The 24613-nt window shown below is 61.0% G+C and carries 23 protein-coding genes and 1 pseudogene; 10 read left to right on the top strand and 14 right to left on the bottom strand.

Translation table 11 applies throughout. The features are described 5' to 3' along the window. The first annotated feature begins 32 nt into the window (after positions 1–32). Positions 33–1505 carry an inorganic phosphate transporter gene (locus tag AC58X1_RS19375; RefSeq protein ID WP_101321946.1) on the top strand — a complete coding sequence of 491 codons (1473 nt, stop codon included), beginning with the start codon at positions 33–35 and terminating at the stop codon, positions 1503–1505. A 70-nt stretch (positions 1506–1575) separates the two neighbouring features. Here the strand turns inward: AC58X1_RS19375 and AC58X1_RS19370 are convergent, their stop codons facing one another. Beyond that, positions 1576–3051, bottom strand: a complete 1476-nt coding sequence (locus tag AC58X1_RS19370; RefSeq protein WP_497429329.1) for a helicase HerA-like domain-containing protein — start codon at positions 3049–3051, stop codon at positions 1576–1578. Positions 3052–3217: 166 nt separating this feature from the next. Between AC58X1_RS19370 and AC58X1_RS19365 the strand changes: the two are divergent. The 5 genes and pseudogenes from AC58X1_RS19365 to gpgF all read left to right on the top strand — a co-directional run. Then, a pseudogene (locus tag AC58X1_RS19365) lies at positions 3218–4234 on the top strand (HAMP domain-containing protein); the annotation flags it as partial. A gap of 93 nt (positions 4235–4327) precedes the next feature. Then, positions 4328–5092, top strand: a complete 765-nt coding sequence (locus AC58X1_RS19360; protein WP_371411621.1) for a methyl-accepting chemotaxis protein — start codon at positions 4328–4330, stop codon at positions 5090–5092. 198 nt (positions 5093–5290) lie between these two features. Beyond that, a complete protein-coding gene (gene gpgS / locus AC58X1_RS19355) occupies positions 5291–6412 on the top strand; it encodes an N-acetylglucosaminyl phosphatidylglycerol synthase (protein WP_497429362.1) in 1122 nt (373 codons plus the stop codon). Then, positions 6405–7169 (top strand): N-acetylglucosaminyl phosphatidylglycerol deacetylase, encoded by a 765-nt coding sequence (gpgD, locus tag AC58X1_RS19350; protein WP_497429328.1) that lies wholly within the window; start codon positions 6405–6407, stop codon positions 7167–7169. The genes gpgS and gpgD overlap by 8 nt, the downstream gene beginning before the upstream one ends. Then, complete coding sequence (gene gpgF / locus AC58X1_RS19345) at positions 7166–8161, top strand: glucosaminyl phosphatidylglycerol flippase (protein WP_497429327.1); 996 nt, start codon at positions 7166–7168, stop codon at positions 8159–8161. Before gpgD ends, gpgF begins: the two co-directional genes overlap by 4 nt. A gap of 151 nt (positions 8162–8312) precedes the next feature. Here the strand turns inward: gpgF and purU are convergent, their stop codons facing one another. Next, the gene (purU, locus tag AC58X1_RS19340) at positions 8313–9164 is read right to left on the bottom strand and encodes a formyltetrahydrofolate deformylase (RefSeq protein ID WP_101321953.1); all 852 of its coding nucleotides are present in this window, start codon (positions 9162–9164) and stop codon (positions 8313–8315) included. A gap of 300 nt (positions 9165–9464) precedes the next feature. Between purU and mvaT the strand changes: the two genes are divergently transcribed. Next, on the top strand, positions 9465–9842 hold the full coding sequence (gene mvaT / locus AC58X1_RS19335; protein WP_101321954.1) for a histone-like nucleoid-structuring protein MvaT: 378 nt from the start codon (positions 9465–9467) through the stop codon (positions 9840–9842). A 66-nt stretch (positions 9843–9908) separates the two neighbouring features. On the opposite strand, the gene sbcB is transcribed toward mvaT, so the two are convergent. From sbcB to AC58X1_RS19320, 3 genes are all read right to left on the bottom strand, one after another. Then, positions 9909–11339, bottom strand: coding sequence for an exodeoxyribonuclease I (gene sbcB, locus AC58X1_RS19330; protein WP_401183599.1), 1431 nt, complete (start codon positions 11337–11339; stop codon positions 9909–9911). An 89-nt stretch (positions 11340–11428) separates the two neighbouring features. Beyond that, entirely contained in the window at positions 11429–11791 is a 363-nt protein-coding gene (locus AC58X1_RS19325; RefSeq protein WP_101321956.1) for a PilZ domain-containing protein, read from the bottom strand. 124 nt (positions 11792–11915) lie between these two features. Continuing rightward, positions 11916–12296, bottom strand: coding sequence for a hypothetical protein (locus AC58X1_RS19320; RefSeq protein ID WP_101321957.1), 381 nt, complete (start codon positions 12294–12296; stop codon positions 11916–11918). A 181-nt stretch (positions 12297–12477) separates the two neighbouring features. Between AC58X1_RS19320 and pyk the strand changes: the two genes are divergently transcribed. After that, entirely contained in the window at positions 12478–13932 is a 1455-nt protein-coding gene (gene pyk / locus AC58X1_RS19315) for a pyruvate kinase (RefSeq protein WP_101321958.1), read from the top strand. A 298-nt stretch (positions 13933–14230) separates the two neighbouring features. On the opposite strand, the gene AC58X1_RS19310 is transcribed toward pyk, so the two are convergent. Continuing rightward, positions 14231–15151: an iron-sulfur-binding ferredoxin reductase gene (locus tag AC58X1_RS19310; protein WP_150570619.1), complete on the bottom strand. Its 921-nt coding sequence runs from the start codon at positions 15149–15151 to the stop codon at positions 14231–14233. A gap of 236 nt (positions 15152–15387) precedes the next feature. Here AC58X1_RS19310 and AC58X1_RS19305 point away from each other — a divergent pair, with 236 nt between their 5' ends. Beyond that, a complete protein-coding gene (locus tag AC58X1_RS19305) occupies positions 15388–16911 on the top strand; it encodes a fumarate hydratase (RefSeq protein WP_101321960.1) in 1524 nt (507 codons plus the stop codon). A 123-nt stretch (positions 16912–17034) separates the two neighbouring features. On the opposite strand, the gene AC58X1_RS19300 is transcribed toward AC58X1_RS19305, so the two are convergent. The 6 genes from AC58X1_RS19300 to colR form a co-directional block, all read right to left on the bottom strand. Then, positions 17035–17625, bottom strand: a complete 591-nt coding sequence (locus AC58X1_RS19300; RefSeq protein WP_150572122.1) for a GNAT family acetyltransferase — start codon at positions 17623–17625, stop codon at positions 17035–17037. A gap of 131 nt (positions 17626–17756) precedes the next feature. Then, positions 17757–17984 carry a hypothetical protein gene (locus tag AC58X1_RS19295; RefSeq protein WP_101321962.1) on the bottom strand — a complete coding sequence of 76 codons (228 nt, stop codon included), beginning with the start codon at positions 17982–17984 and terminating at the stop codon, positions 17757–17759. Next, on the bottom strand, positions 17984–18682 hold the full coding sequence (locus AC58X1_RS19290) for a lipopolysaccharide kinase InaA family protein (RefSeq protein ID WP_259075975.1): 699 nt from the start codon (positions 18680–18682) through the stop codon (positions 17984–17986). Before AC58X1_RS19290 ends, AC58X1_RS19295 begins: the two co-directional genes overlap by 1 nt. Before the next feature lie 5 nt (positions 18683–18687). After that, complete coding sequence (locus AC58X1_RS19285; RefSeq protein WP_150570622.1) at positions 18688–19368, bottom strand: class I SAM-dependent methyltransferase; 681 nt, start codon at positions 19366–19368, stop codon at positions 18688–18690. Between the two features lie 115 nt (positions 19369–19483). Next, the gene (locus AC58X1_RS19280; RefSeq protein WP_497429326.1) at positions 19484–20791 is read right to left on the bottom strand and encodes a sensor histidine kinase; all 1308 of its coding nucleotides are present in this window, start codon (positions 20789–20791) and stop codon (positions 19484–19486) included. Continuing rightward, positions 20781–21464, bottom strand: a complete 684-nt coding sequence (gene colR / locus AC58X1_RS19275; protein WP_101321966.1) for a two-component system response regulator ColR — start codon at positions 21462–21464, stop codon at positions 20781–20783. The genes AC58X1_RS19280 and colR overlap by 11 nt, the downstream gene beginning before the upstream one ends. Before the next feature lie 178 nt (positions 21465–21642). Between colR and AC58X1_RS19270 the strand changes: the two genes are divergently transcribed. Continuing rightward, on the top strand, positions 21643–22359 hold the full coding sequence (locus AC58X1_RS19270; RefSeq protein WP_101321967.1) for a phosphatase PAP2 family protein: 717 nt from the start codon (positions 21643–21645) through the stop codon (positions 22357–22359). Between the two features lie 191 nt (positions 22360–22550). Here the strand turns inward: AC58X1_RS19270 and groL are convergent, their stop codons facing one another. Both groL and AC58X1_RS19260 read right to left on the bottom strand, forming a co-directional pair. Beyond that, on the bottom strand, positions 22551–24194 hold the full coding sequence (gene groL / locus AC58X1_RS19265) for a chaperonin GroEL (RefSeq protein ID WP_101321968.1): 1644 nt from the start codon (positions 24192–24194) through the stop codon (positions 22551–22553). Between the two features lie 48 nt (positions 24195–24242). Continuing rightward, a complete protein-coding gene (locus AC58X1_RS19260) occupies positions 24243–24536 on the bottom strand; it encodes a co-chaperone GroES (protein WP_053280666.1) in 294 nt (97 codons plus the stop codon). Positions 24537–24613 lie beyond the last annotated feature (77 nt).

Here is a 24613-nt window from a genome sequence, read left to right as displayed (position 1 = left end):
TCCGGCCCCCCTACGACCGCCAGAAAACCTTCATGATCGATTTATTCAGCGGATTGGATGCCTGGGTAGTAGTGAGCCTGGTGCTCGCGCTCACCTTTGTACTCGCATTCGAGTTCATCAATGGCTTTCATGACACCGCCAACGCGGTAGCTACTGTCATCTATACCAAAGCCATGCCCCCGCACCTCGCCGTGTTCTTCTCCGGCGTGTTCAACTTCCTCGGCGTGCTGCTTGGCGGCGTTGGCGTGGCCTATGCCATCGTCCACCTGTTGCCGGTGGAACTGCTGATCAATGTGAACACCGGTCACGGCCTGGCCATGGTCTTCTCGTTGCTGGCCGCGGCCATCGCCTGGAACCTAGGCACCTGGTACTTCGGTATCCCGGCCTCGAGTTCGCACACCCTGATCGGCTCGATCCTCGGTGTCGGCCTGGCCAACGCGCTGATCAGCGACATCCCGCTGGGTGATGGCGTCAACTGGCAGAAGGCAATCGACATCGGTATGTCGCTGGTGCTCTCGCCACTGGCCGGCTTTGCCGTGGCGGCGCTGGTTCTGCTGGGGCTGAAGTGGTGGCGCCCACTGTCGAAGATGCACAAGACGCCGGAACAGCGCCGCAAGCTCGACGACAAGAAGCATCCACCGTTCTGGAACCGCCTGGTACTGGTGATCTCGGCCATGGGCGTGAGCTTTGTGCACGGCTCCAACGACGGCCAGAAAGGCATCGGCCTGATCATGCTGGTGCTGATCGGCATCGTCCCGGACAAGTTCGTACTCGACCTGAACAGCACCACCTACCAGATCGAACGCACCCGGGATGCAACCCTGCACCTGAGCCAGTTCTACCAGCGCAATGAAGCGATGCTGGGCGAGTTCCTGGCGCTGGGCAAAGCCCAGGCGGGCGATCTGCCGGAGAAGTTCAGCTGCAACCCGCAGCAAACCGAACCGACCATTGCCGCGCTGCAATCGTCGCTGCAAGGCGTGACCGACTACCGCGCGCTGGGCGCCGAGCAGCGCGTCGAAGTGCGCCGCTACCTGCTGTGCCTGGACGACACCGCGAAAAAGGTCGGCAAGCTGCCGGGCCTTGAGCCGCGTGAGAAGTCCGACCTGGAAAAACTGCGCAAAGACCTCACCGCCACCACTGAATATGCACCGTTCTGGGTGATCGTCGCGGTTGCGCTGGCCTTGGGCCTGGGCACCATGGTCGGCTGGAAACGCGTGGTACTGACTGTCGGCGAGAAGATCGGCAAGCAGGGCATGACCTATGCCCAAGGCATGTCGGCGCAGATCACCGCGGCCTGTGCGATCGGCATGGCCAACGTGTTCAGCCTGCCGGTATCGACCACCCATGTATTGTCTTCGGGCGTAGCCGGGACCATGGTCGCCAACAAGAGCGGCCTGCAAGGCGGCACCGTCAAGACCATCCTGCTGGCGTGGGTACTGACCCTGCCGGCAACGGTCGGTCTGGCTGCCGGGCTGTTCTGGCTGGCGACCAAGGCGATCAGCTGAAGCACATTGTGATGATCTGAAAAAGGCGCCTGCGGGCGCCTTTTTCGTTGTTGCCGACCGCAAGCGAGGATCAACGCCGCTTGTTGCCCAGCAACGAGCCCATCAGCCCACGCATCAGCTGCCGGCCTAGTTGGTTGGCCGCCTGACGCACTGCCGACTTGATCGCCTGTCCCGCCGCACCTTGCAAAAACTCCCCTGCCTTATCGGCGAAGCTGTCCTGCTCAGGCTTGGCCTGCGGCACCGGCTCGGCCGGCTCACCTTTACGCTGGGTGAGCATTTCATAGGCAGACTCACGGTCAATCGGCTGGTCGTAACGGCCCCGCAGGCTGGAGGCTGCGAGCAATGCATCGCGCTCGGCACTGCTCAACGGCCCGATCCGCGACTGTGGTGGGGCGACCAGCACGCGCTGGACCATCGCCGGCGTGCCCTTGTCCTCCAAGGTGCCGACCAGCGCCTCGCCTATGCCCAACTCGGTGAGCACGCCAAGGGTGGAAAAAGCGGGATTCGCTCGAAAGCCATCGGCAACCGCCTTCAACGACTTCTGCTCCTTGGCGGTGAATGCTCGCAGGCCATGCTGAATACGCAAGCCGAGCTGGGCCAGCACTGCATCAGGCAGGTCCGCGGGCGACTGGGTGACAAAGTACACCCCAACGCCCTTCGAGCGAATCAGCCTCACCACCTGCTCCAAGCGATCCTGCAGCGCCTTGGGTGTGCCATTGAACAGCAAGTGCGCCTCGTCGAAGAACAGCGCCAGCAGTGGTTTTTCCGCATCCCCGCGCTCGGGCAACTGCTCGAACAGCTCAGCCAGCAGCCACAGCAGGAAGGTCGCGTAGACCTTGGGCGCTTCATGCACCAAGCGGCTGGCGTCAAGTAGATGAATGCGCCCACGGCCATCAGCCGTCGGCTGCAGCAGGTCTTCAAGCTGCAAGGCCGGCTCGCCGAACAATGCCTCGGCGCCCTGCTGCTCAAGGGTCGCCAGGCGCCGTAACAACGCCTGGGTGGAGCTGCTGGTCATCAGCGCACTGTCGTCACCAAGCACCTGCGGATTGTCCTTGAGGTGATTGAGCAGGGCTTTGAGGTCTTTCAGATCGAGCAACAGCAAACCATCCCGATCTGCCACCTTGAACGCTGCGTACAAGGCAGCCTGTTGGCTGTCGCTCAGCTCCAGCAGGTTGCCCAGCAGCAGGGGACCCATTTCACTGAGCGTGGTACGCAACGGATGGCCAGACTTGCCGGCAATATCCCACAGGGTCACCGGATACGCCTTCGGGCTGTGCCCCAGCCATGGCATCCCGGCAATGCGTTCGGCAACCTTGCCCTGCGGCGTCGCGGTGGCACCGAGGCCGCACAGGTCACCCTTCACGTCGGCAGCGAATACCGCCACGCCCGCGTCACTGAAGACTTCTGCCAGGCGCTGCAGGGTTACGGTCTTGCCTGTGCCGGTGGCACCGGCCACCAGACCGTGGCGGTTGGCCAGGCGCATGGCCTGGCTGACAGGCTGGCCGTCAGCTCCCGCCCCTACAACGATTTGCGAAGAATCTGACATGTTGTTTCATCCTCTCCTCAAGCTTTGCCGAATAACGGCCGATATGTCTTGGTGATAATTGCCTTAAAGACAGGAACATCCCAAAAGTGACTTGCGGGACTAGTTGCACTGTTTTCAGCGCTTTGTGCGAACGACCCGATATCACCTTAGCGGAACCGATCACGCCATGAACAAAAGCCTTCGTTTCAGCCACAAGATCCTTATTGCCGCATCGCTTATCGTGATACTCGCGTTCAGCTTGTTCACCCTTTACAACGATTACCTGCAGCGTAATGCGATTCGCCAGGATCTGGAAAACTATCTGACAGAGATGGGCGCATCGACCTCGACCAACGTGCGCAATCTATTCGATGGCCGGATCAAGCTGGTAGAAAACCTGGCGCAGAACATCGCCCAGGCGCCAGCCGACGCAGAGACCTTGCTCGGCCAGAATGCCCTGATCTCAAGCTTCCTCACAGTCTATGTGGGCAAAGTCGATGGCGGTTTCAGCGTGCGCCCCGACTCGCCGATGCCGGCTGGGTACGATCCGCGTGTGCGGCCCTGGTACAAGGATGGCATGGCTGCTAACGGAGCGATCCTGACCGAGCCGTACATCGACATGGCCACCCAGAAGATGGTCATCGGCATCATCAGCAAGGTTTCGACCAGCGTCGGCGTGGTTGGCGGCGACCTGGCGCTCGACGGCCTGGTCGAGATCATCAACTCGCTGAACTTCGGCGGCATGGGTTACGCCTTCCTGGTCAACGACCAAGGCAAGATTCTGGTTCATCCGGACAAAGACCTGGTCATGAAGCCGCTGTCGGATCTGTTCCCGCAGAACACACCACGGCTTTCCGCTGAACTGACCGAAGTCAGCGCTGACGGCAAGGACCGCCTGGTCACCTTCACCCCAATCAAAGGCCTGCCTGCGGCCAACTGGTACATCGGCTTGTCGGTCGACAAAGACAAAGCCTTCGCCATGCTCAGCACCTTCCGCACCTCGGCGGTGATCGCCACGGTCGTCGCGGTTGTGATCATCATTGCCCTGCTCGGCCTGCTGATTCGGGTGCTGCTGCAGCCACTGCACACCATGACTCGCGCCATGGAAGACATTGCCCAGGGCGAAGGTGACCTGACCAAGCGCCTGACCATTCACAGCCAGGATGAATTCGGCGTACTCGGCAGCGCCTTTAACCGCTTTGTCGAACGTATTCACAGCTCGATCCGCGAGGTGTCCTCGGCGACGGAACAGGTCAACGAAGTGGCATTGCGAGTGATCAGCGCCTCCAACTCGTCGATGACCAACTCCGACGAGCAGTCCAACCGCACCAACAGCGTTGCCGCCGCCATCAACGAGCTGGGCGCTGCCGCCCAGGAAATCGCCGGCAATGCTGCCCAGGCCTCGCAGCACGCGACCTCGGCGCGGCATCTTGCCGAAGAAGGTCAGCAGGTGGTCGACCGCAACATTGCCGCGATGAACCGCCTGTCGGAGTTGATCGTTGGCTCCAGCGCGCAGATCGAAACGTTGAACAGCAAGACCGTCAACATCGGCCAGATCCTCGAAGTGATCACCAGCATTTCGCAGCAGACCAACCTGCTCGCGCTCAACGCCGCCATCGAGGCTGCCCGCGCGGGCGAAGCCGGCCGCGGCTTTGCCGTCGTCGCCGATGAGGTGCGCAACCTCGCCCACCGCACCCAGGAGTCGGCGCAGCAAGTTCAGGGCATGATCGAAGAGCTGCAGGTCGGCGCCCGGGAGTCGGTCGAGACCATGGGCCAGAGCCAGCGTCACAGCCAGGACAGTGTGCAGATTGCCAACCAGGCCGGGGAGCGCCTGGAAAGCGTGACTGTGCGCATCGGCGAGATCGACGGCATGAACCAGTCGGTGGCCACGGCAACCGAGGAGCAGACGGCGGTGGTCGATTCGATCAACATGGACATCAGCGAAATCAACATGCTTAACCAGGAAGGTGTGGAAAACCTGCAGGCTACTCTGCGCGCCTGCTCGGATCTGGAGCAGCAAGCCAGCCGCTTGAAACAGTTGGTGGGCAGCTTCCGCATCTGACTTCCGGGTGCAACCCTCCCCGCCGCCATTTCGATACTGGCGGCGGGGGCCTTGGCCACGGGCTTGCCGGCAATAATGCCGATGCGCGCCCGGGCCAACCTCGATCGAACAAACTATTCTTCCAGGAGGTCAACCTCTAGGCATGTCATCGCCACTTTGTTACCGCGCATGACAGACCTGAAGTCGATCCCCGGAGGGATGCCGATCGTGCACATTGCCGACATCACCATGTTCTACGCACCCGCCAGTGGTGGCGTGCGTACCTATCTTGATGCCAAACACCGCCGTCTCGACGCCATGACTGGCGTTCACCACAGCCTGCTGATCCCTGGCGCCAGCGCCAGCCACGCCGATGGCGTCTACCGGGTGCCATCCCCGCCACTGCCGTTCGGCAAGGGCTATCGCTTCCCGGTCCGTCTGGCGCCGTGGTGCAAGGTGTTGCGCGAGCTGCAGCCTGATCTGATCGAAGTCGGCGACCCGTATCTGACTGCCTGGGCAGCGCTGGAAGCGCGGCGCAAGCTGGATGTGCCGGTAATCGGCTTCTATCACTCCGACCTGCCGCTGCTGGTGGGCAATCGCATGGGCAACTGGTTCACGCCCAACGTCGAGGCCTACGTCAGCAAGCTCTATGGCAACTTCGACCGGGTCCTGGCGCCAAGCCAGGTGATGGCCGACAAACTGCGTCGGCTGGGCGTGCGCGACGTGCATGTGCAGCGGCTGGGCGTAGATTTGAGCACGTTCAACCCGGAGCAGCGCGACAACCGCCTGCGGGCTGAACTGGGGATCCCCGACACCACCCGCCTGCTGGTGTTTGCCGGGCGCGGCTCGCGCGAGAAGAACCTGCCGGTATTGCTCGACTGCATGCGTCACCTCGGCCCTCACTATCACCTGCTGCTGGTGGGTTCGGCCATGCCCAGCAACGTGCCTGCCAACGTCAGCGTGATCAATCACTTCTGCCCCTTGCCGGAAGTCGCGCGGCTGATGGCCAGTGCGGACCTGCTGGTGCATGCCGGTGATCAGGAAACCTTTGGCCTGGTCATTCTCGAAGCCATGGCCTGTGCCACCCCGGTTGTCGCAGTGCGCGCCGGCGCGTTCAGCGAAATAGTCACCGAGCAATGTGGCCGCCTGTGCCCGCCAAACGACGGCCAGGCCATGGCCGCCACCGTACGCGAGGTATTCGAGGACGGCGTGCGCCGGCTTGGCCAGCAGGCACGCCGGCATGTCGAGCAGCATTACTCTTGGGACAACGTGGTCAACGGCCTGCTGCAGCACTACCAAGCCGTGCTCGGCCATCAGCCACTGGTACGTGCACATGCTTGAGGAGACTACCGAGCAGCGCAGCGTGATGCTGGTGCTGCACGACGTGGCGCCGGAGACCTGGCCCGACTACCAGCCGTTTGTCGAGGCGGTCGACCAGCTAGGCAACGTGCCGATGACCTGGCTGGTGGTGCCCGACTTTCATCAGCGCAATGCTCTCGAGCGCTCGCCGACCTTCTGCCGTCTGCTAGATTGGCGCCTGCAGCAGGGCGACGAGCTGGCGCTACATGGCTATTACCACGCCGACCTCGGGCCGACGCCACGCACGCCGCGGGACTTCTTCATGCGCCGGATCTATACGCATGAAGGTGAATTTTATGCGCTGGAACAAGCTCAAGCGTTGCAGCGCCTGCAAGCGGGCCTGCAGCTGTTCAATAGCCAGGGCTGGCCGGTGGCGGGCTTCGTCGCCCCGGCCTGGCTGATGAGCGAGGGCACCCGCCAGGCCCTGCGCCAGTTGCCATTGCGCTACACCAGCACGCCTCAGCACCTCTATCGGCTACCAGAATTCACCGCGATAGACGCACCTGGCTTGGTCTGGAGCGCCCGCAGTGCCTGGCGTCGGGGCTTGTCGCGGGCACTGTGCAATTCGCAGCTGCAACGCTGGCAAAGTGCGCCAACCTTGCGCCTGGGCCTGCACCCAGTCGACATGCGCCATCGCAGCTCTCGCGATTACTGGCTGCAAACGTTGAAAACGCTCATCGAACAAGGCCGCGAGCCTCTGACCAAGTCAACCTGGCTGGACCGCCAGGTCGCGGCATGAAGCGCTATGCCTGGCTTGGGCTGGCACTGGTGCTGGCCCTGCTGGTGCCGGCATTGCTCGGCGGAGCCGAGCTACTGCCCAGACTGCAGAGCTTCTCCCCGAGCCTGATGGCGAGCCTGCTGGGGATGATCCTGCTGTGCTGGATCATCAATGCGGCACGTCTGCGCCTGCTGCTGGGTGAGCAAGGTGCGCAATTGGGGCGTTGGCGCAGTCTTGGGGTGATCATGGCCACCGAGTTTGCCATCTGCACCACCCCAGGCGGTAGCGGGGGGCCATTGGCGCTGATGGCGCTGTTGGCGCGCGAGCGCATCGGTGCGGCCCGTAGCGGCGCGGTGTTCGCTATCGATCAATTGAACGATCTGCTGTTTTTCTTCTGCGCCATGCTCGCCGTTGCCGGCTACGCGCTCAGCCACAGCCTGGGCCGCAGCCAACAAGGCATGCTCATGGGCAGCGCAATGATGCTGTGTGCAGCCTTGGTGCTGATCGTACTGTTGCTGCGCTATCGGCGGCAGATCATGCGGCTCAATGGCCGCCTGCTGCACAGGGTCGGCATGGGCGAAAAGCGTCGGCGCCGCTGGGCGCGCAAGCTGCTGAGCTTCATCAAGGCTTTGGCGCAGACCTGGCGGCTGCCAAAACGTACGTTAGCGCTGGTATTCAGCCTGACGTGCCTGCACTGGAGCCTGCGCTTCAGCGTGCTGTATCTGGTGATTCGCGGGCTTGGCGTGGAGCTGGCGTGGATACCCAGCTTTCTGGTGCAGATGCTGGCGCTGAGTGCTGGTCAGTTCAGCCTGTTGCCGGGCGGGGCCGGCGCTGCCGAACTGACATCGGCGAGCTTATTGACACCACTGGTAGGCAGCTCGACGGCGGCAGCGGCGATCTTGCTCTGGCGCGCTGTTACTTATTACTTTTACCTACTGGCCGGGGGGCCGGTGTTTGTCTGCCTGCTGGGGCGACCGCTACTCCAGCGCTGGCGCCGTCAGCAAATGGATTGAGCAGCTGCCAGAGTTCGGCGGCACCGACAAACTCGGTGCCGTGCTCGTCGCTCATGGCGTCAGGATCGAAGCGAGCAAGGCAGCCCTCACCCAGCGTCGGCAGCGCACTGGCCGCGGCCTTGTCGAGTGGATCCGCCATTGCACCCTCCTCTCAGTCGAACACCACGGTCTTGTTGCCGTGCACCAACACACGGTCTTCGAGGTGATGACGCAGGCCACGGGCAAGCACCATCTTCTCCACATCGCGACCGAAACGCACCATGTCTTCGATGCTGTCGGCATGGCTGACGCGGACCACGTCCTGTTCGATGATCGGGCCGGCATCCAGCTCTTCGGTGACGTAGTGACAGGTCGCACCGATCAGCTTGACGCCACGCAGGGCGGCCTGGTGGTAAGGCTTGGCACCGACGAACGAAGGCAGGAAGCTGTGATGAATGTTGATCACTTTTTCGGCATAGGCCTGGCACAGCTGTGGCGGCAGGATCTGCATGTAGCGCGCCAGCACCACGACGTCGGCACCATGGCTTTCGACCAGACGCGAGACTTCGGCAAACGCCGGCTGCTTGTCTTTCGGGTCGACCGGCACATGGTAGAACGGGATGCCATGCCATTCGACCATGCTGCGCAGGTCATCATGGTTGGAAATCACGCAAGGGATATCACAGTCCAGCTCATCGGTATGCCAGCGATGCAGCAGATCCGCCAGGCAGTGCGATTCGCGGCTGGCCATCAGCACCACACGCTTCTTTTGCGCCGAGTCGGTGACCCGCCAGATCATCGAGAACTCTTCGGCAATCGGCGTGAACGCTTCACGGAAGGCCTCGATCCCAAACGGCAATGACTCGGCGCGGATCTCATGGCGCATGAAGAACCAACCGCTCTGCTCGTCCGAGTGGTGGCTGGCTTCGTTAATCCAGCCGTTGTACAGAGCCAGGAAATTACTGACTTTCGCCACGATGCCGACACGGTCGGGGCAGGCAATCACCAGTCGATAGGTGCGCATGAATGAGACTCCAGGAACTTCGCAAAGGCGCATATTCTAGCGAGCTGGCAGAAAAAACACAGTAATCATCAGCAGCTGCCGCACGGGCCGCGCCGCGCGGCAATTATTCAGCCATCGCTGCGGCGCCGAGCATGACAGCGGCGGACGCCGCCAGTGATATGTAAATTTTTCTTAACCTGAATACATTGTTAACGCTCGCCTATTTAAGCGAGCGTGCCTTGATTATTGTTTACTTGAGACTAGCGGCTGTCTATTATTAGCCCACTGACTCCCTGTACATGCACTATTAAGGAACACTTCATGTCTCTGATCAACGAATACCGCGCCACAGAAGAAGCTATCAAAGAACTTCAAGCTCGTCTGGCCAACCTGTCGCAAGACGACAAGCTGAAGAAAGAGCTGGAATTCGAAGGCAAGCTGCGCACCCTGATGGGCGAATATTCCAAATCGCTGCGTGATGTGATCGCCCTGCTCGACCCGGAATCGAAACTGAGCAAGGCCCCACGTGGCGGCGTCAAGACCACCACTACCAAGCGTGCGCGCAAGGTCAAGCAATACAAGAACCCGCACAATGGTGAAGTTATCGAAACCAAAGGCGGCAACCACAAGACCCTGAAAGAATGGAAAGCCAAATGGGGTGGCGATGTGGTTGAAGGCTGGGCAACCCTGCTGGACTGATAAGTCCGCTTTGCTGCCTTGAATAAAACGCCGGCTATTGCCGGCTTTTTTTATTGTCTGGACACATTACAGTACAAACGACTGCTGCAGTTTCTCGGCATGCTGCTGCCAGGCAAGCAGTACCTGCCGCCCGCCTTCGTCAGCTGTTGCCCATGCGCTTTGCAGGGCCTTTTCGAAACCCTCCAGGGTAATCGGCGCGCCCGCCGCAGGGTCGCCAAGACGTTGCTGGCAGAACTGCAGCCAGCGCTGTCGCTCTGGCTCATCCAGGGTCTCGGGGAAGTTTCGCGCCCGGTAGCGGAATAACAGTTCAGGCAGCCGTGGATCATCGAACATCCATTGTGATCGGCCAAGTTGCGCCGGGTCGACCACGCGCACCTGTTCGCACAGACGGCGGTCACGGTCGCCAATAAAGCCTGCATATAACTGCTGCTCGGGGTCGTCGCTTGCGCCAAATTCTTCGGCGCTATAGATAGCGGCGAGTTTGTCTTGCCAGACGTTTTGTTGCTGTGCCAGTTGCTCGCCGCGTGCTTGCAGCAGGGACAGATCAATCCCCAATCGTTGTTGGTCAACCGGGCGCAATACCGACAGCGGTGCCAGTACCGGGCAGCGGTTGACTTGCACCAACTTGAGCGGCACCGGTAATTGCATGTCGGACAATTCGTCACGCCGAGTGTACAAACGCTTGCGTAATGTTTCGGCGCTTTCATCGAGTAGCGGAGAGGTTTCCAACTGCAGGTCGCACACAATCAATGCGTTGCGGTTACGTGGATGCCAGGCCAGCGGCAGTACCACGCCGAGGTAATTTCGCTCAGCGGAGAAACGCCCGGAAATATGTACCAATGGCTGCAATAGCCGAATCTGCTCCATGACTTTATGCTTGCTGCGCAACTGAAATAACCAGTCATACAACTTTGGCTGTTTATCCCGAATCAATCGCGCCAGAGCGATGGTCGCCCGCACGTCGGAAAGCGCTTCGTGAGCATGCCCATGATCGATGCCATTGGCTTTGCTGAGCAATTCCAGACGCAGGCTGGTGCGCCCGTCCTGCTGCGGCCAGACGATGCCTTCAGGGCGCAGAGCATAGGCCGTGCGCACCACATCGATCAGATCCCAGCGGCTGTTGCCGCCCTGCCACTCGCGAGCATACGGGTCAAAGAAGTTGCGATAGAGGCTGTAACGGGTCACCTCGTCGTCAAAGCGCAGGGTGTTGTAGCCGGCGCCACAGGTGCCAGGCCGCACCAGTTGCTCGTGCACACGGGTCATGAACTCGGCTTCACACAGGCCATTGCTGGCCAGTTGCTCGGGGGTGATGCCGGTGACCAGACAGGCCATTGGATGCGGCAGGATGTCTGCCGACGGTTGGCAGAACAGATTGACCGGTTCTTCGATCTCATTGAGGTCGAAATCGGTGCGCAGCCCCGCCAGTTGCAACGGCCGGTCGCAACGCGGGTTGATACCAGTGGTTTCGTAGTCGTGCCAGAAGATGCTGGAGCTCACGGGTTCGTCCTGTAGCTAGGTCGACCGTGAGTCTAGCGGCCCGGGCGGGCAGTTCGCACCTCTAATGCAGGCAGAATGTGTCGCCAGGGTCAGGCAGAGGCGTTGGCAGCAGGGCGGAAGCTGAAGAAGTCACGCAATGAATGCACGAACTCATCGTACTCGCGCGGTGCCTGTAGCAGCATGAAGCCTGAGTCGTAATGCATGGGCGTCTGGTCTTCGCGGCACCACAGGCAGCTTGCCGACAGGTTGATAAACTGCCAGGCGCCGCCGGGCAAGGGCACGCGCAGCTGCAGTTCGTAGTCGGGCCCGACCAGCACCGGCAGCGAGCTGATCAGCATCAAACCGTCTTCGGAGGCATTGCCAAGGTAGCCGATCTGCTGATCGGTAAAGCGGTTGTAGACCTTGAGTACACAAGGCAACTGGTGACGCTGGATGTGGCGCTGGATAAACATGATGACAGGTAGTGTCCCGTTTCCGCGGCCAGGAATACGAGGTACTGGCGGTTGCTGTTACAGCTAAGATACAGCTTAGCCCAGCCGCTGTGGCGAATCTCGTGAAATCAATGACACCTTGGTATTAGCGCCAAGGCGTGGTGTGCACCGGACTGGCCACGGCAGGCTGGCGATAGTGGCCGAGCTTTTCCAGCGTCAGCAGACGCGCACGGGCGCGGTAGGCGTACTCATTTTGCGGGTAGCGTTGAACCAGGTACTCGTAGGTCTGCGCAGCATCGACGTAGAGCTTCTGCCGCTCCAGGCATTGGCCACGCAGCAGGGCCACTTCAGGATGGATGAACGGCCGCGCGCGGCTGGTCCGATCGACCTGGGACAGCTCGAGCATCACCCGCTGGCAATCGCCACGATCATAGGCGCGGTAGGCGTTGTTCAGGTGATGGTCCATCGACCAACGGGTGCAGCCAACGACGCTGGCGGCAATCGCCAGAACGATCAGGGTTCGCATGGGGATTCTCCTTTGATAGGCAGTGTATCGGCCCGACGCGGCAAATCTTCACACGCTTTTGCAAGCATAGCGCGACCGTACAAATGCCACCCCCGCAACACGCAAGGTAGTGCAACGGAACAATGACTACAGCGCAATTGAGGAGTAGCCTCTCGCTGCGCTTCACTACAGGAGTCTATGCATGACCATCCGCCGTACCAAAATCGTTGCCACCCTTGGCCCTGCCAGCAACTCGCCAGAAGTGATCGAACAACTGATCCTTGCCGGCCTCGACGTTGCCCGCCTGAACTTCTCCCACGGCACGCCGGACGAGCACAAGGCTCGCGCCCGCCTGATCCGTGAGATCGCCGCCAAGAACGGCCGTCACGTCGCACTGCTGGGCGACCTGCAGGGTCCGAAGATCCGCATCGCCAAGTTCAGCAACAAGCGCATTGAATTGAAGATCGGTGACAAGTTCACCTTCTCCACCGTGCACCCGCTGACCGAAGGCAACCAGGATATCGTCGGCATCGACTACCCCGACCTGGTCAAGGATTGCGGCGTGAACGACGAGCTGCTGCTCGACGATGGCCGTGTGGTCATGCGCGTCGAGACCGCTACCGCCGACTCCCTGCACTGTGTGGTGTTGGTTGGCGGCCCGCTGTCTGACCACAAAGGTATCAACCGCAAAGGTGGCGGCCTGACCGCACCGGCCCTGACCGAGAAAGACAAGGCCGACATCAAGCTGGCTGCCGAGATGGACCTGGACTACCTGGCCGTGTCCTTCCCGCGTGATGCCAAGGACATGGAATACGCACGCAAACTGCGTGACGAGTCCGGCGGCAGCGCCTGGCTGGTGGCCAAGATCGAACGCGCCGAAGCGGTTGCCGACGACGAAACCCTCGACGCCCTGATCGCTGCCTCCGACGCCGTGATGGTTGCCCGTGGCGACCTCGGCGTGGAAATCGGCGATGCCGAGCTGATCGGTATCCAGAAGAAGATCATCCAGCACGCCCGCCGCAACAACAAAGCGGTGATCGTCGCGACCCAGATGATGGAGTCGATGATCCAGAACCCGATGCCGACCCGCGCCGAAGTTTCCGACGTGGCCAACGCCGTGCTGGATAACACCGATGCGGTGATGCTGTCGGCTGAAAGTGCTGCCGGTGCTTATCCGATCGAAGCCGTACAGGCCATGGCGCGGATTTGTCAGGGCGCTGAAAAGCACCCGACCAACCAGCGCTCCAGCCACCGTCTGCACACCACCTTCGAGCGTTGCGACGAGAGCATCGCCCTGGCGGCGATGTACACCGCCAACCACTTCCCCGGCGTCAAGGCGATCATCGCCCTCACCGAAAGTGGCTACACCCCGCTGATCATGTCGCGCCTGCGCTCGCATGTGCCGATCTACGCGCTGTCTCCGCACCGCGCGACCCAGGCACGTGCCTCGATGTTCCGTGGCGTCTACCCGATCGCGTTCGACCCGGCCTCGCTGCCGGCCGACAAGGTCAGCCAGGCGGCCGTCGACGAGCTGCTGCAGCGCGGTTTGGTTGAGCAAGGCGACTGGGTGATCCTGACCAAAGGCGACAGCTACCACACCATCGGTGGCACCAATGGCATGAAGATCCTGCACGTCGGTGATCCGCTGGTTGGTTGATGCCTAAGTTGTAGCAACTTCAGGTCATCAGGAAAGACCGCTCCCCGGAGCGGTCTTTTTTTGCCTGCGTCAGGCCATGGCGCTGCCAGAACGTCAGGGGGGGGGTCAGAGACCGAGTGCAACGTGCCGGGTAAGGAGCTTGCGCCTGGCACCGTTTAATTCATTTATCAGGCAGCTTTTGCTGGGTCGGCCGTTGCTTGGTGGGTCCTCGATGTAGCAGCGCTGGTTGGCCAGGTTGATTTCACTGATACCCGGCGTTACCGGATCGCTACCATGCAGCTGTATACACCGCAGTGACTCAGGCGTGTTCGACGAACACATCGGCCAGGACCTGGTTACGCGGTACGCCGGCGATGAACAAGCGTTTGGCAAAACGCTCGACGCTGCTCGGCGAGCCGCAGAGCAATGCCATGGTCTGCCGCGATGTCGGCCGCAATTGAGCCAACGCACTGTCCAGATGCTCGGCGAGCACCTGTTCAACTGCAAGCCCGGGCAAACCCTGCAGGGCGTCGGCAAGATAATGGCCGGCGTCACTGGCAGCTACATGCAATACTTTGATTTCACCCGTGTGCCCCTGACGCAGGGCCTCACGGGCAACGGCCCAGAGCGGCGCAAGGCCGGTGCCGGAGGCCAACAACCAGAGCGGCCGGGCCTGCCAGTCCGGGTCGTAATGCAGGGCACCATCACGCAGCTCGCCCAGGCGCAGACTGTCTCCCACCTGTAACCGCCGTAGCTGATCGCAAAAAGCTCCAGGGCGCCGGCAGTCGATGTGAAACTCCAGAAAATCGTCTTCACCCGGCAGGCTCGCCAGCGAATAAGGCCGTGCGACCCCGCCGAGCCACAACAACAGATGCTGACCGGCGCGATAGCGCAACGCCCGCTCCGGCAACAAACGCAGGCGCAACACCTCGCCCAGCCAGTCCATCGCGCAGACGCTGGCAGGCAGACCGTCCAGACGCGGGTCGAACAATGCCACCTGCAGGTCACCAAGCACGCTGCACTGACAGGCCAGGCGCCAACCTTGCTCACGCTTGGCCACGGGCAGCGCATCGGGCAAAGCGTCCGCTACAGCGCCATCCACACAGCGCACCATGCACGCATGGCAGCTGCCGGCGCGGCAACTGTAGGGCACATTGAAGCCTGCGCCATTGAGGGCATCGAGCAAATTGCTGGCGGCAGGCACGCTGATTCGCTGCGCGCCTACGTAGACATCGGGCATGGTTCAGAGGCCTCCGGGGTTATACGGGTATTGTACAGAACACACGCAACATCACTGCCAACCCGCTTCAGACCTTGGTCCCGCGCATGCGGTGGTGTGTCGCACCGGTATGCGCGCTATACTGCCGCGCCTTTTTTGCGTCGGCCTGACCTGCCGCCGCGTTGCCAGGCGTTTCGCCACGCTGGTGGTCGAAAAGCCTTTTACCGATGTTCCCGTCTTCAAGAGGAGCGCGCTGCATGACCGTGATCAAGCAAGACGACCTGATTCAGAGCGTCGCCGATGCCCTGCAATTCATTTCGTACTACCACCCCGTTGACTTCATCCAGGCGATGCACGAAGCCTACCTGCGTGAAGAATCGCCGGCTGCCCGTGACTCGATCGCGCAGATCCTGATCAACTCGCGCATGTGTGCCACTGGCCACCGCCCGATCTGCCAGGACACCGGTATTGTCACCGTGTTCGTGCGCGTGGGTATGGACGTGCGCTGGGATGGCGCCACCATGAGCGTCGACGACATGATCAACGAGGGCGTGCGCCGCGCCTACAACCTGCCGGAGAACGTCCTGCGGGCTTCGATCCTGGCCGACCCGGCCGGGGCGCGCAAGAACACCAAGGACAACACCCCAGCCGTCATCCACTACTCGGTAGTGCCAGGCGACAAGCTGGAAGTCGACGTCGCAGCCAAGGGCGGCGGCTCCGAGAACAAGTCGAAGATGGCCATGCTCAACCCGTCCGATTCGATTGTCGACTGGGTGCTCAAGACCGTGCCGACCATGGGCGCTGGCTGGTGCCCGCCTGGCATGCTCGGCATCGGCATCGGCGGTACTGCCGAAAAAGCTGCGGTCATGGCCAAGGAAGTGTTGATGGAATCCATCGACATCCATGAGCTCAAGGCCCGTGGCCCGCAGAACCGCATCGAAGAGATCCGCCTGGAGCTGTTCGACAAGGTCAACCAGCTGGGCATCGGCGCCCAGGGCCTGGGCGGTCTGACCACCGTGCTCGACGTCAAGATCATGGACTACCCGACCCACGCCGCTTCGCTGCCGGTGTGCATGATCCCCAACTGCGCGGCTACCCGTCACGCCCACTTCGTGCTTGACGGCTCCGGTCCTGCAGAGCTTGAAGCGCCGTCGCTGGACGCCTACCCGGAAATCGTCTGGGAAGCCGGCCCAAGCGCGCGCCGCGTCAACCTCGACGAGATCACCCCGGAAGAAGTCGCCAGCTGGCAGCCAGGCGAAACCATCCTGCTCAACGGCAAGATGCTCACCGGCCGCGACGCCGCGCACAAGCGCATGGTCGAGATGCTCAACCGCGGTGAAGAGCTGCCGGTCGATCTCAAAGGCCGCTTCATCTACTACGTCGGCCCGGTCGACCCGGTCGGTGACGAAGTGGTCGGCCCGGCCGGCCCGACCACCGCCACGCGGATGGACAAGTTCACCCGGCAGATTCTCGAGCAGACCGGCCTGTTGGGCATGATCGGCAAATCCGAGCGCGGCCCGACTGCGATCGAAGCGATCAAGGACAACAAGGCGGTGTATCTGATGGCTGTCGGTGGCGCCGCCTACCTGGTTGCTCAGGCAATCCGCAAGTCGCAGGTGCTGGCCTTCGCCGAACTGGGCATGGAAGCGATCTACGAGTTCGAGGTCAAAGACATGCCGGTTACCGTTGCGGTCGACAGCAATGGTGAGTCAGTGCATATCACTGGGCCTGCGTTGTGGCAGAGCAAGATTGCCCAGAGCCTGGCGGTTGAAGTGAAGTAACCTTCACTGCGTCAATAAAACGCCCGGCATTTGCCGGGCGTTTTGTTTTCACATGTCAGGCCTTGGCGCAGCCTGGGTTGCCGAAGGTATTGCTGACGCTCCACAGAGCCTCATAGAAACACTTCATTTCAACAATGTCTTGAGCCAAAACGCCATGATCTTTTCACTCGTCTGCTGCTCATCCAAGTCACGCCAGACGCAGCCTGAACGCAATGACGGATCTCGCAAAAAGCCGCGGTTGCGCCAGAAGCCATGCAACGGTCGGTAGTCGGCGGGCCGCAACGGATGAACGCCCGGCCGCTCCACGCTGCAGAACGCGCAGAAATCGAAATCGGCCAGCTTATGGGCGTAGGACTCGCGCTCGATAAAAAACCGCACACCCAGGCCTTGCCCGCGATAGGCCGGCAACACCAACGATTGAGCGAAGTAGAAGATTTTGGCCGGATCCTGGCCGCGCGTCACAAATGGCTCCTGTAGCGCTTGCGCCGCATCGGCCAGAGGCAGACCAATGGATGCACCCACTACCTGCCCATGCGCTTGAGCGAGTACCAACAAGCTGCGCTCGGAACGGGTAAGGTCTGCCAGATAGTCAGCGTCTTCTTCTGCGGTCCCGTCATACAGAAAGGGGTACTCTCGCAACACCTCCAGGCGTAATTGCCCAAGCTCTGCGATGAAGGGTGCGATAGCGGCGCCGTGCAGCAGGCGGATTTCCATAGTGAGTGCTTCGTCCTGACGTTAGGGATAGGCACACGGACGGACCGGGCTCGAAGCAAGACCGTATCACCCCTCCCCCGTGTGCGCCTTTCCCCTGCACGACAGTTACATCACCAACACCGCAGTATGTTTCAACCGAACGGTCGCACGCCCTGGCGCAGGCCAAACAACAGCAGCAACAAGTCCTGATCCGGCTGTACCGTGACCTGGGCTTTCACATTGCGCGGTGGCGGGCATTGGCTGAGCAGATCCGATTTGCTGAAAACCGTAGGCCGCGGCTGCTCCCAAGCGGCGAACGCAACCGTGGTCACTACCAGCGACGACACCAGGAACAAAGTTCGAGCGATTTCTAGTTTCATTACCCTAAACCTTTGACTGCGCTGCCAAACGCCGTCTGATAAAAGTAGAGCAATGTTTGCCATTCAGTATCGTTGAGTGACGAATGGCGCCGTAGCTGACCGAGGTCGTTGAGTGCTGCGCGCTGGCGACTGATCCGTCGGCGGCACTTTTCCAGGTCAAGCAAGGCGACTTCAGCGGTGGCCTGCTCGCCTTCGCCATTGACCTTGATGAATACATGCTTGCCATACAGGCAACCGTGCTGCCAATGGCCGTGGTGCATGCGCGCGAGGTTCTCGGCCAGGTCCTTGAGCATGCGTTCGTGGAGGACTGCTGGATACGCTTGGCGAGCGCCGTTGGCGTACCAGGTCTCCATGTCGACAAAACCATCCAGCGCTTCGCTGACCAGCAATGCCCGCCATTGGTGCTCGCCATCGCGCTGTGCACCGCAGTAGACGATACGTGGCACGCGCACGCCAAGCTGCTCGAAGCTGTGCAGCGCATCCAGCTCACGCAGCACTGTCGGCCGGCCAAACGGGTGCAGCAGGCTGCGGTAGGTATGGCCGATCTGGCGCTTGGCATACAGCAGTTGGCCGCTGGCGTCGTTCAGGCGCTGCACTCCGCTTTCGCCACCGCGGCGCTGATTGGGCTCCTCGACCCACTCGCCCTGCTGCTGCCAGTAGAAATCGAATTGCGATTCACGGCCCTGAGTCACCACCATATTCTCTACCCCTTGCGTAACACGTAGACCCGCCACATGGCGTAGAGCGGCAGGAAATCCAGGCGCTCCTGGATACGAAAGCCGGCCGCAAGAAACTCCTGCTCAACTGTGTCAGCAGGTAACACGAAACGATTCTGGTAACTGTCCTTGTCGGCTCTATTGTTGCGGCGCTTTTCCAGCTTTTTGCGCCGCCAGGCCTTGAAGTTGCCATCCACCCACAACGAAACGATCACGCTGTCGCGACTAACCCGATGAAATTCCGAGAGAATCGTGCGCCGATGGCTGGCTTCACCGATGTGGTGAAACAGCCGCATGCAGAAAATGCTGTCTACTGCGTTGTCCGGCAGATCAATGGCGAAAGCAGAAGTCTGCAAGGGCCGTACCCGCGCCACTACGGCTGGCGGTTGCGCGGCACAGGCTGTCTCGATCATCGCCTTGGAGTTGTCTGCACCGATGATCACCCGATTGGCTTTTTCGGCCAGCAATGGCCAGAAGCGCCCTGCCCCACTCGGCAGATCCAGCACCAGACCAGGGTCGCCAGCCAGTGTCAGCGCACGCCGAGCCAACTGCTCGTCGCGCAGATGGGACAGCCGCCGGGCAAAACCGTTCTGGTGCTTGTAAAGGTAATCCTGCGCGTGTTGTTGGTCGTACTTTTCGGAAAACTCGAGTTTTATCGGGCTGCGCATCGGGCATCTCCTGAGCTGATGCGCGCAATTTAGAAAGACGCGCGTCGGGCTCAGGTGATGCAGATGTGAAAAACTTGTAAGCCTTTTCCTACATCATTACAAGCGATTACCGATATCAGGCGATGTCGTCGGGCGGCGCATCTACACCACCGGGGCTAAGATCGACCTGGAAGCGGCAGCCATGTGGCGCCGTCGCCGTCAGCGTCACCTGCCAGCCCTGGTCGTCACAAATGCGCTGCACCAGCGACAGGCCCAAGCCCAGGCCTTCGCCACGACGTTCACCGCCGCGCACGAATGGCTTGAACATTTCTTCGCGCTGTTCTTCGGGGATGCCCACACCGCTATCCTCGACGCTGAAACCCTGGGCGTCGAGCGTCAAGCGGATGTAACCAGAATCGGTGTAGTGCGCTGCGTTGCGCAACAGGTTACCCATCACTGATTGCAGGAAGGTCGCGTTGTACAAGACCGGGCTGGCGTTGGCACGCCCGTCGTAGTGCAGGGTCAGGCCCTTTTGCTCGATAGTGTCGCGCCAGACACCGATCAAGTCATCGCCGACTTCGCGCAGGCTGGCCCGCGAGGCCACGGCGCCCTCGTCATGCTGCGCCCGGGCGAGCATGAGGAAAGTCTTGACCAGCTCCTGCATCTCTTCGGTGGCCCGGGCGATGCGTTCCACTTGGGCCCGCGAACGGGTGTCCAGGCTCGGGTTCTCGATCAGCAGTTCACAGGAGGTCGCCAGGACCATCAATGGCGTGCGCAATTCATGACTGACGTCACTGGTGAACAGCCGCTCGCGGTTGAGGGCATCGCGCAGACGGCCAAGGGTATCGTCGAACGCCACTGCCAGTTGTCCTACCTCGTCGGCGGCATAGTCCGGCGCCAGCGGCGGAGCCAGACCCAGCAACTGGTCACGATGGCGCACCTGCCGTGCCAGGCGGATGACCGGCGCCATCACTCGGCGCGCCAGCAGCCAGCCGAGGAATACTGCCAGTACCAGGCTGAGCACAAAACCTACCACCACCACTGCAAACAGCAGTCGCTCGCGCTCTTCGAAATCGCTCTGGTCCTGCAGCAGTACATAACGGCGGCCGTCTACAACCTCGACCATCGCGTGGTAAGAAAGCTGATCGCGAAATACTTCATGAAAGCCAGGTTCGAGGTGATGCAGGTCCTTGGGCAGCTCGAAGTCATCGCGCCCGCCGCTGAAATAGAACAGCTGGTCGGGCCGTGGTCGATGGCTCCAGTCACTGACGCTGTCCATGCGCAGCAGGCGCTGCAGGTCACCGCCGAGCACGGTTGAAATCAGCCGCTCCTCGACCAGATGGACCGTCGCCACGATGCCGAAGGCGAAGGCGCCTGCGACTAATGCACTCATCAAGGCAAAGGCGATGATGATGCGCTGGGCGAGGCTTTGCTTAAACTCCATCGCGACCCTCGGCGAGGCGGTAGCCAACGCCATGCACGGTGTGCAGCAGGGGCTTTTCGAACGGTTTGTCGATCACTTGGCGCAACTGGTGCACATGGCTGCGCAGGCTGTCGCTGTCGGGACAGTCATCGCCCCACAGGGCTTCTTCGAGAACTTCCCGGCGCAGTACGTGGGGACTCTTCTGCATCAGTACCGCGAGCAGCTTGAGGCCGACCGGGTTGAGTTTGAGCAGCTTGCCCTCGCGGGTGACCTCAAGGGTGTCGAGGTCGTAACTGAGATCTGCCACCTGCAGCGTACGCCGGCCACCGCCCTGCGCGCGGCGCAGCACTGCTTCGATACGCGCCGCCAGCTCCGACAGCGCGAACGGCTTGAGCAGGTAGTCGTCGGCGCCCGAGCGAAAGCCCTGCAGACGATCATCGAGCTGATCGCGAGCCGTGAGCATTATCACCGGGGTATCGCGCCGGGCATCTTCGCGCAGGCGCTTGCACAGGGTGTAGCCATCGATGCCGGGCAGCATGATGTCGAGCACAATCAGGTCATAGTGCTCAGTTGCGGCCAGGTGCAAACCGGACAGACCGTCCTGGGCGCAATCGACCGTGTAGCCTTTCATACCCAGATAGTCAGCCAGGTTGGCGAGGATATCGCGGTTGTCTTCAACCAAAAGAATGCGCATCGGTTTCTCCTGTGCGGCGCTTTCGCAGTGCGCGGCAGGCGCAGCTTACGGACATCGCTGGCGCGGCGCCAGCCTTGCCGGCTGATCACTGCTGCTGACATATTTTTCACCAAAACTTCACAGCGCAAATATAGCCCCAGGCAGACAATCGCCGCCTTTTTCTGCGCCTGGAGTCACCATGCCCCCCGCCGTCCGCCCGCGTCCGCTGAATCTGTGGTTATACCTGGGGATCCCCTTGGGCTGCGCACTCGCACTGCTGCTGCTCGAATCGACATCACTGGATATGTCCCTGGCCGCCCTCGCCTTCGATCCGGGCGCCGGGCAGTTCATCGGTCGCCACAGCTATGTCCTGGAAAACATCCTCCATGATGGGGTCAAGCAGGTGGTCATTGGCTTGGCGCTGGTGGCGGTGCTGGCGTTTTTTGCCAGCCTGTTCTGGCAGCGGCTGTTTGCCTGGCGCAGAGAGCTGGGCTGCCTGGTACTGTCGCTGGCCCTGTCGACCAGTTTTGTCACCCCGCTCAAGGTTGCCACGGCGGTGCAGTGCCCGTGGAGCCTTAGCCAGTTTGGCGGTGAGCAGACCTACAGCAAATTGCTCGAAGCCAGGCCGCAAACCGACAAACCCGGACGCTGCTGGCCCGGAGGCCATGCGGCGACCGGTTTTAGCCTGTTTGCGTTGTTTTTTGCATTGCGTGATCGCCGACCGCGGTTGGCCCGAGGCGCTTTGCTGCTGGCGTTTACCCTCGGCAGCGTGCTGTCGCTTGGGCGGATGCTGCAGGGCGCGCATTTCTTTTCACACAATGCCTGGACAGCGGTGTTCTGCTGGTTGATTGGCTTGGCGTGTTACTACTTGGTGCTCTACCGTCCAAGCCTTTCCAGGCAAACGCGCTCTGTGTAGGAGCGGCCTTGTGTCGCGAAAGGCCAGCAGAGCTGGCCCGGCAATTTCAGCGGCGAAGCTGGGAATCTGGGGCCGCTACGCGACCCTTTCGCGACACAAGGCCGCTCCTACAGTCCGGTGCCGTTCTAAGTACCCACAAAAAAGCCCCGCACTAGGCGGGGCTTTTTGGTACAGCAGGCGCTAAGGCAGGCTTACATCATGCCGCCCATGCCACCCATGCCGCCCATGTCTGGCATACCACCGCCAGCTGGCTTGTCTTCCGGAGCATCAGCAATCATCGCTTCGGTAGTGATCATCAGACCACCGATCGAAGCAGCAGCTTGCAGTGCCGAACGGGTGACTTTGGCTGGGTCGAGGATACCCATTTCGATCATGTCGCCGTATTCACCGGAAGCGGCGTTGTAGCCGTAGTTGCCCGAACCCTGCTTGACCTTGTCGGCCACGACGCTTGGCTCGTCACCGGCGTTGGCAACGATCTGACGCAGTGGCGATTCAACCGCACGGCGCAGCAGCGCGATACCGACGTTCTGGTCTTCGTTGTCGCCTTTGAGGTCGATGATAGCGCTCAGGGCACGGACCAGAGCAACACCACCGCCAGGTACTACGCCTTCTTCAACGGCTGCACGGGTAGCGTGCAGGGCGTCTTCAACGCGGGCTTTCTTCTCTTTCATTTCAACTTCGGTGCCAGCACCGACCTTGATCACGGCAACACCGCCAGCCAGCTTGGCCAGACGCTCTTGCAGTTTTTCACGATCGTAGTCGGACGAAGTCTCTTCGATTTGAGCGCGGATTTGCTTAACGCGAGCCTGGATGTCGTCTTCAACACCAGCGCCATCGATGATGGTGGTGTTTTCTTTCGACAGGATGACGCGCTTGGCGTTACCCAGGTTTTCCAGGGTAGCGGATTCCAGCGACAGGCCGATCTCTTCGGAGATGACGGTACCGCCAGTCAGGACAGCGATGTCCTGCAGCATGGCTTTGCGACGGTCGCCGAAGCCTGGTGCCTTGACCGCTGCAACCTTGACGATGCCGCGCATGTTGTTGACTACCAGGGTAGCCAGGGCTTCGCCTTCAACGTCTTCAGCAACGATCAGCAGTGGACGGCCGGCCTTGGCAACAGCTTCCAGAACTGGCAGCAGCTCACGGATGTTGGAGATCTTCTTGTCGACCAGCAGCAGCAGTGGGCCGTCGAGCTCGGCGACCATGGTGTCCGGCTTGTTGACGAAGTACGGCGACAGGTAGCCACGGTCGAACTGCATGCCTTCGACAACCGACAGTTCGTTTTCCAGGCCCGAGCCTTCTTCAACGGTAATGACGCCTTCTTTACCGACTTTTTCCATGGCTTCGGCGATGATTTCACCGATGGAGCTGTCGGAGTTGGCAGAGATGGTACCGACCTGAGCGATGGCCTTGGAATCGGAGCAAGGCTTGGACAGGTTCTTCAGTTCGGCAACGACGGCGATGGTGGCCTTGTCGATGCCGCGCTTCAGGTCCATCGGGTTCATGCCGGCAGCGACGGCTTTCAGGCCTTCGTTGACGATGGCTTGAGCCAGAACGGTCGCAGTGGTGGTGCCGTCACCGGCAGCGTCGTTGGCCTTGGAAGCAACTTCCTTGACCAGCTGAGCGCCCATGTTTTCGAAAGCGTCTTTCAGTTCGATTTCTTTGGCAACCGATACACCGTCTTTGGTGATGGTTGGCGCGCCGAAGCTCTTGGCCAGGACAACGTTACGGCCTTTCGGGCCGAGGGTGGCTTTGACAGCGTCAGCCAGAACGTTGACACCAACGAGCATTTTCTTGCGGGCGGAATCGCCGAATTTTACGTCTTTAGCAGCCATGATCGTTTAATCCTTGAAATACTTTGGAGTAACGGGAAGTCGGGAAAATCAGCCTTCGACGACAGCGAGAATCTCGTTCTCAGCCATCACCAGCAGATCTTCGCCATCGACTTTCACGGTGTTGCTGCCCGAGTACGGGCCGAAGACCACTTTGTCACCCACTTTCACGGCCAGCGCGCGAACTTCGCCGTTGTCCAGGATGCGACCGGTACCGACGGCAACGATTTCACCGCGGTTTGGTTTTTCAGCGGCCGAACCTGGCAGAACGATACCGCCAGCGGTTTTCGATTCTTCTTCGCTGCGGCGGATTACGACGCGGTCATGCAGAGGACGAAGCTTCATTGTCGATCTCTCCCAATTAGTGGTTTTCATCGGCCGGTGTCGAGACCGGCGGGTTGATGCATTCCGGCGTTGCCGGT

It is taken from the genome of Pseudomonas sp. PGPR N4 (assembly GCF_059693665.1).
This window is presented reverse-complemented; position numbering and strand designations above follow the sequence as displayed.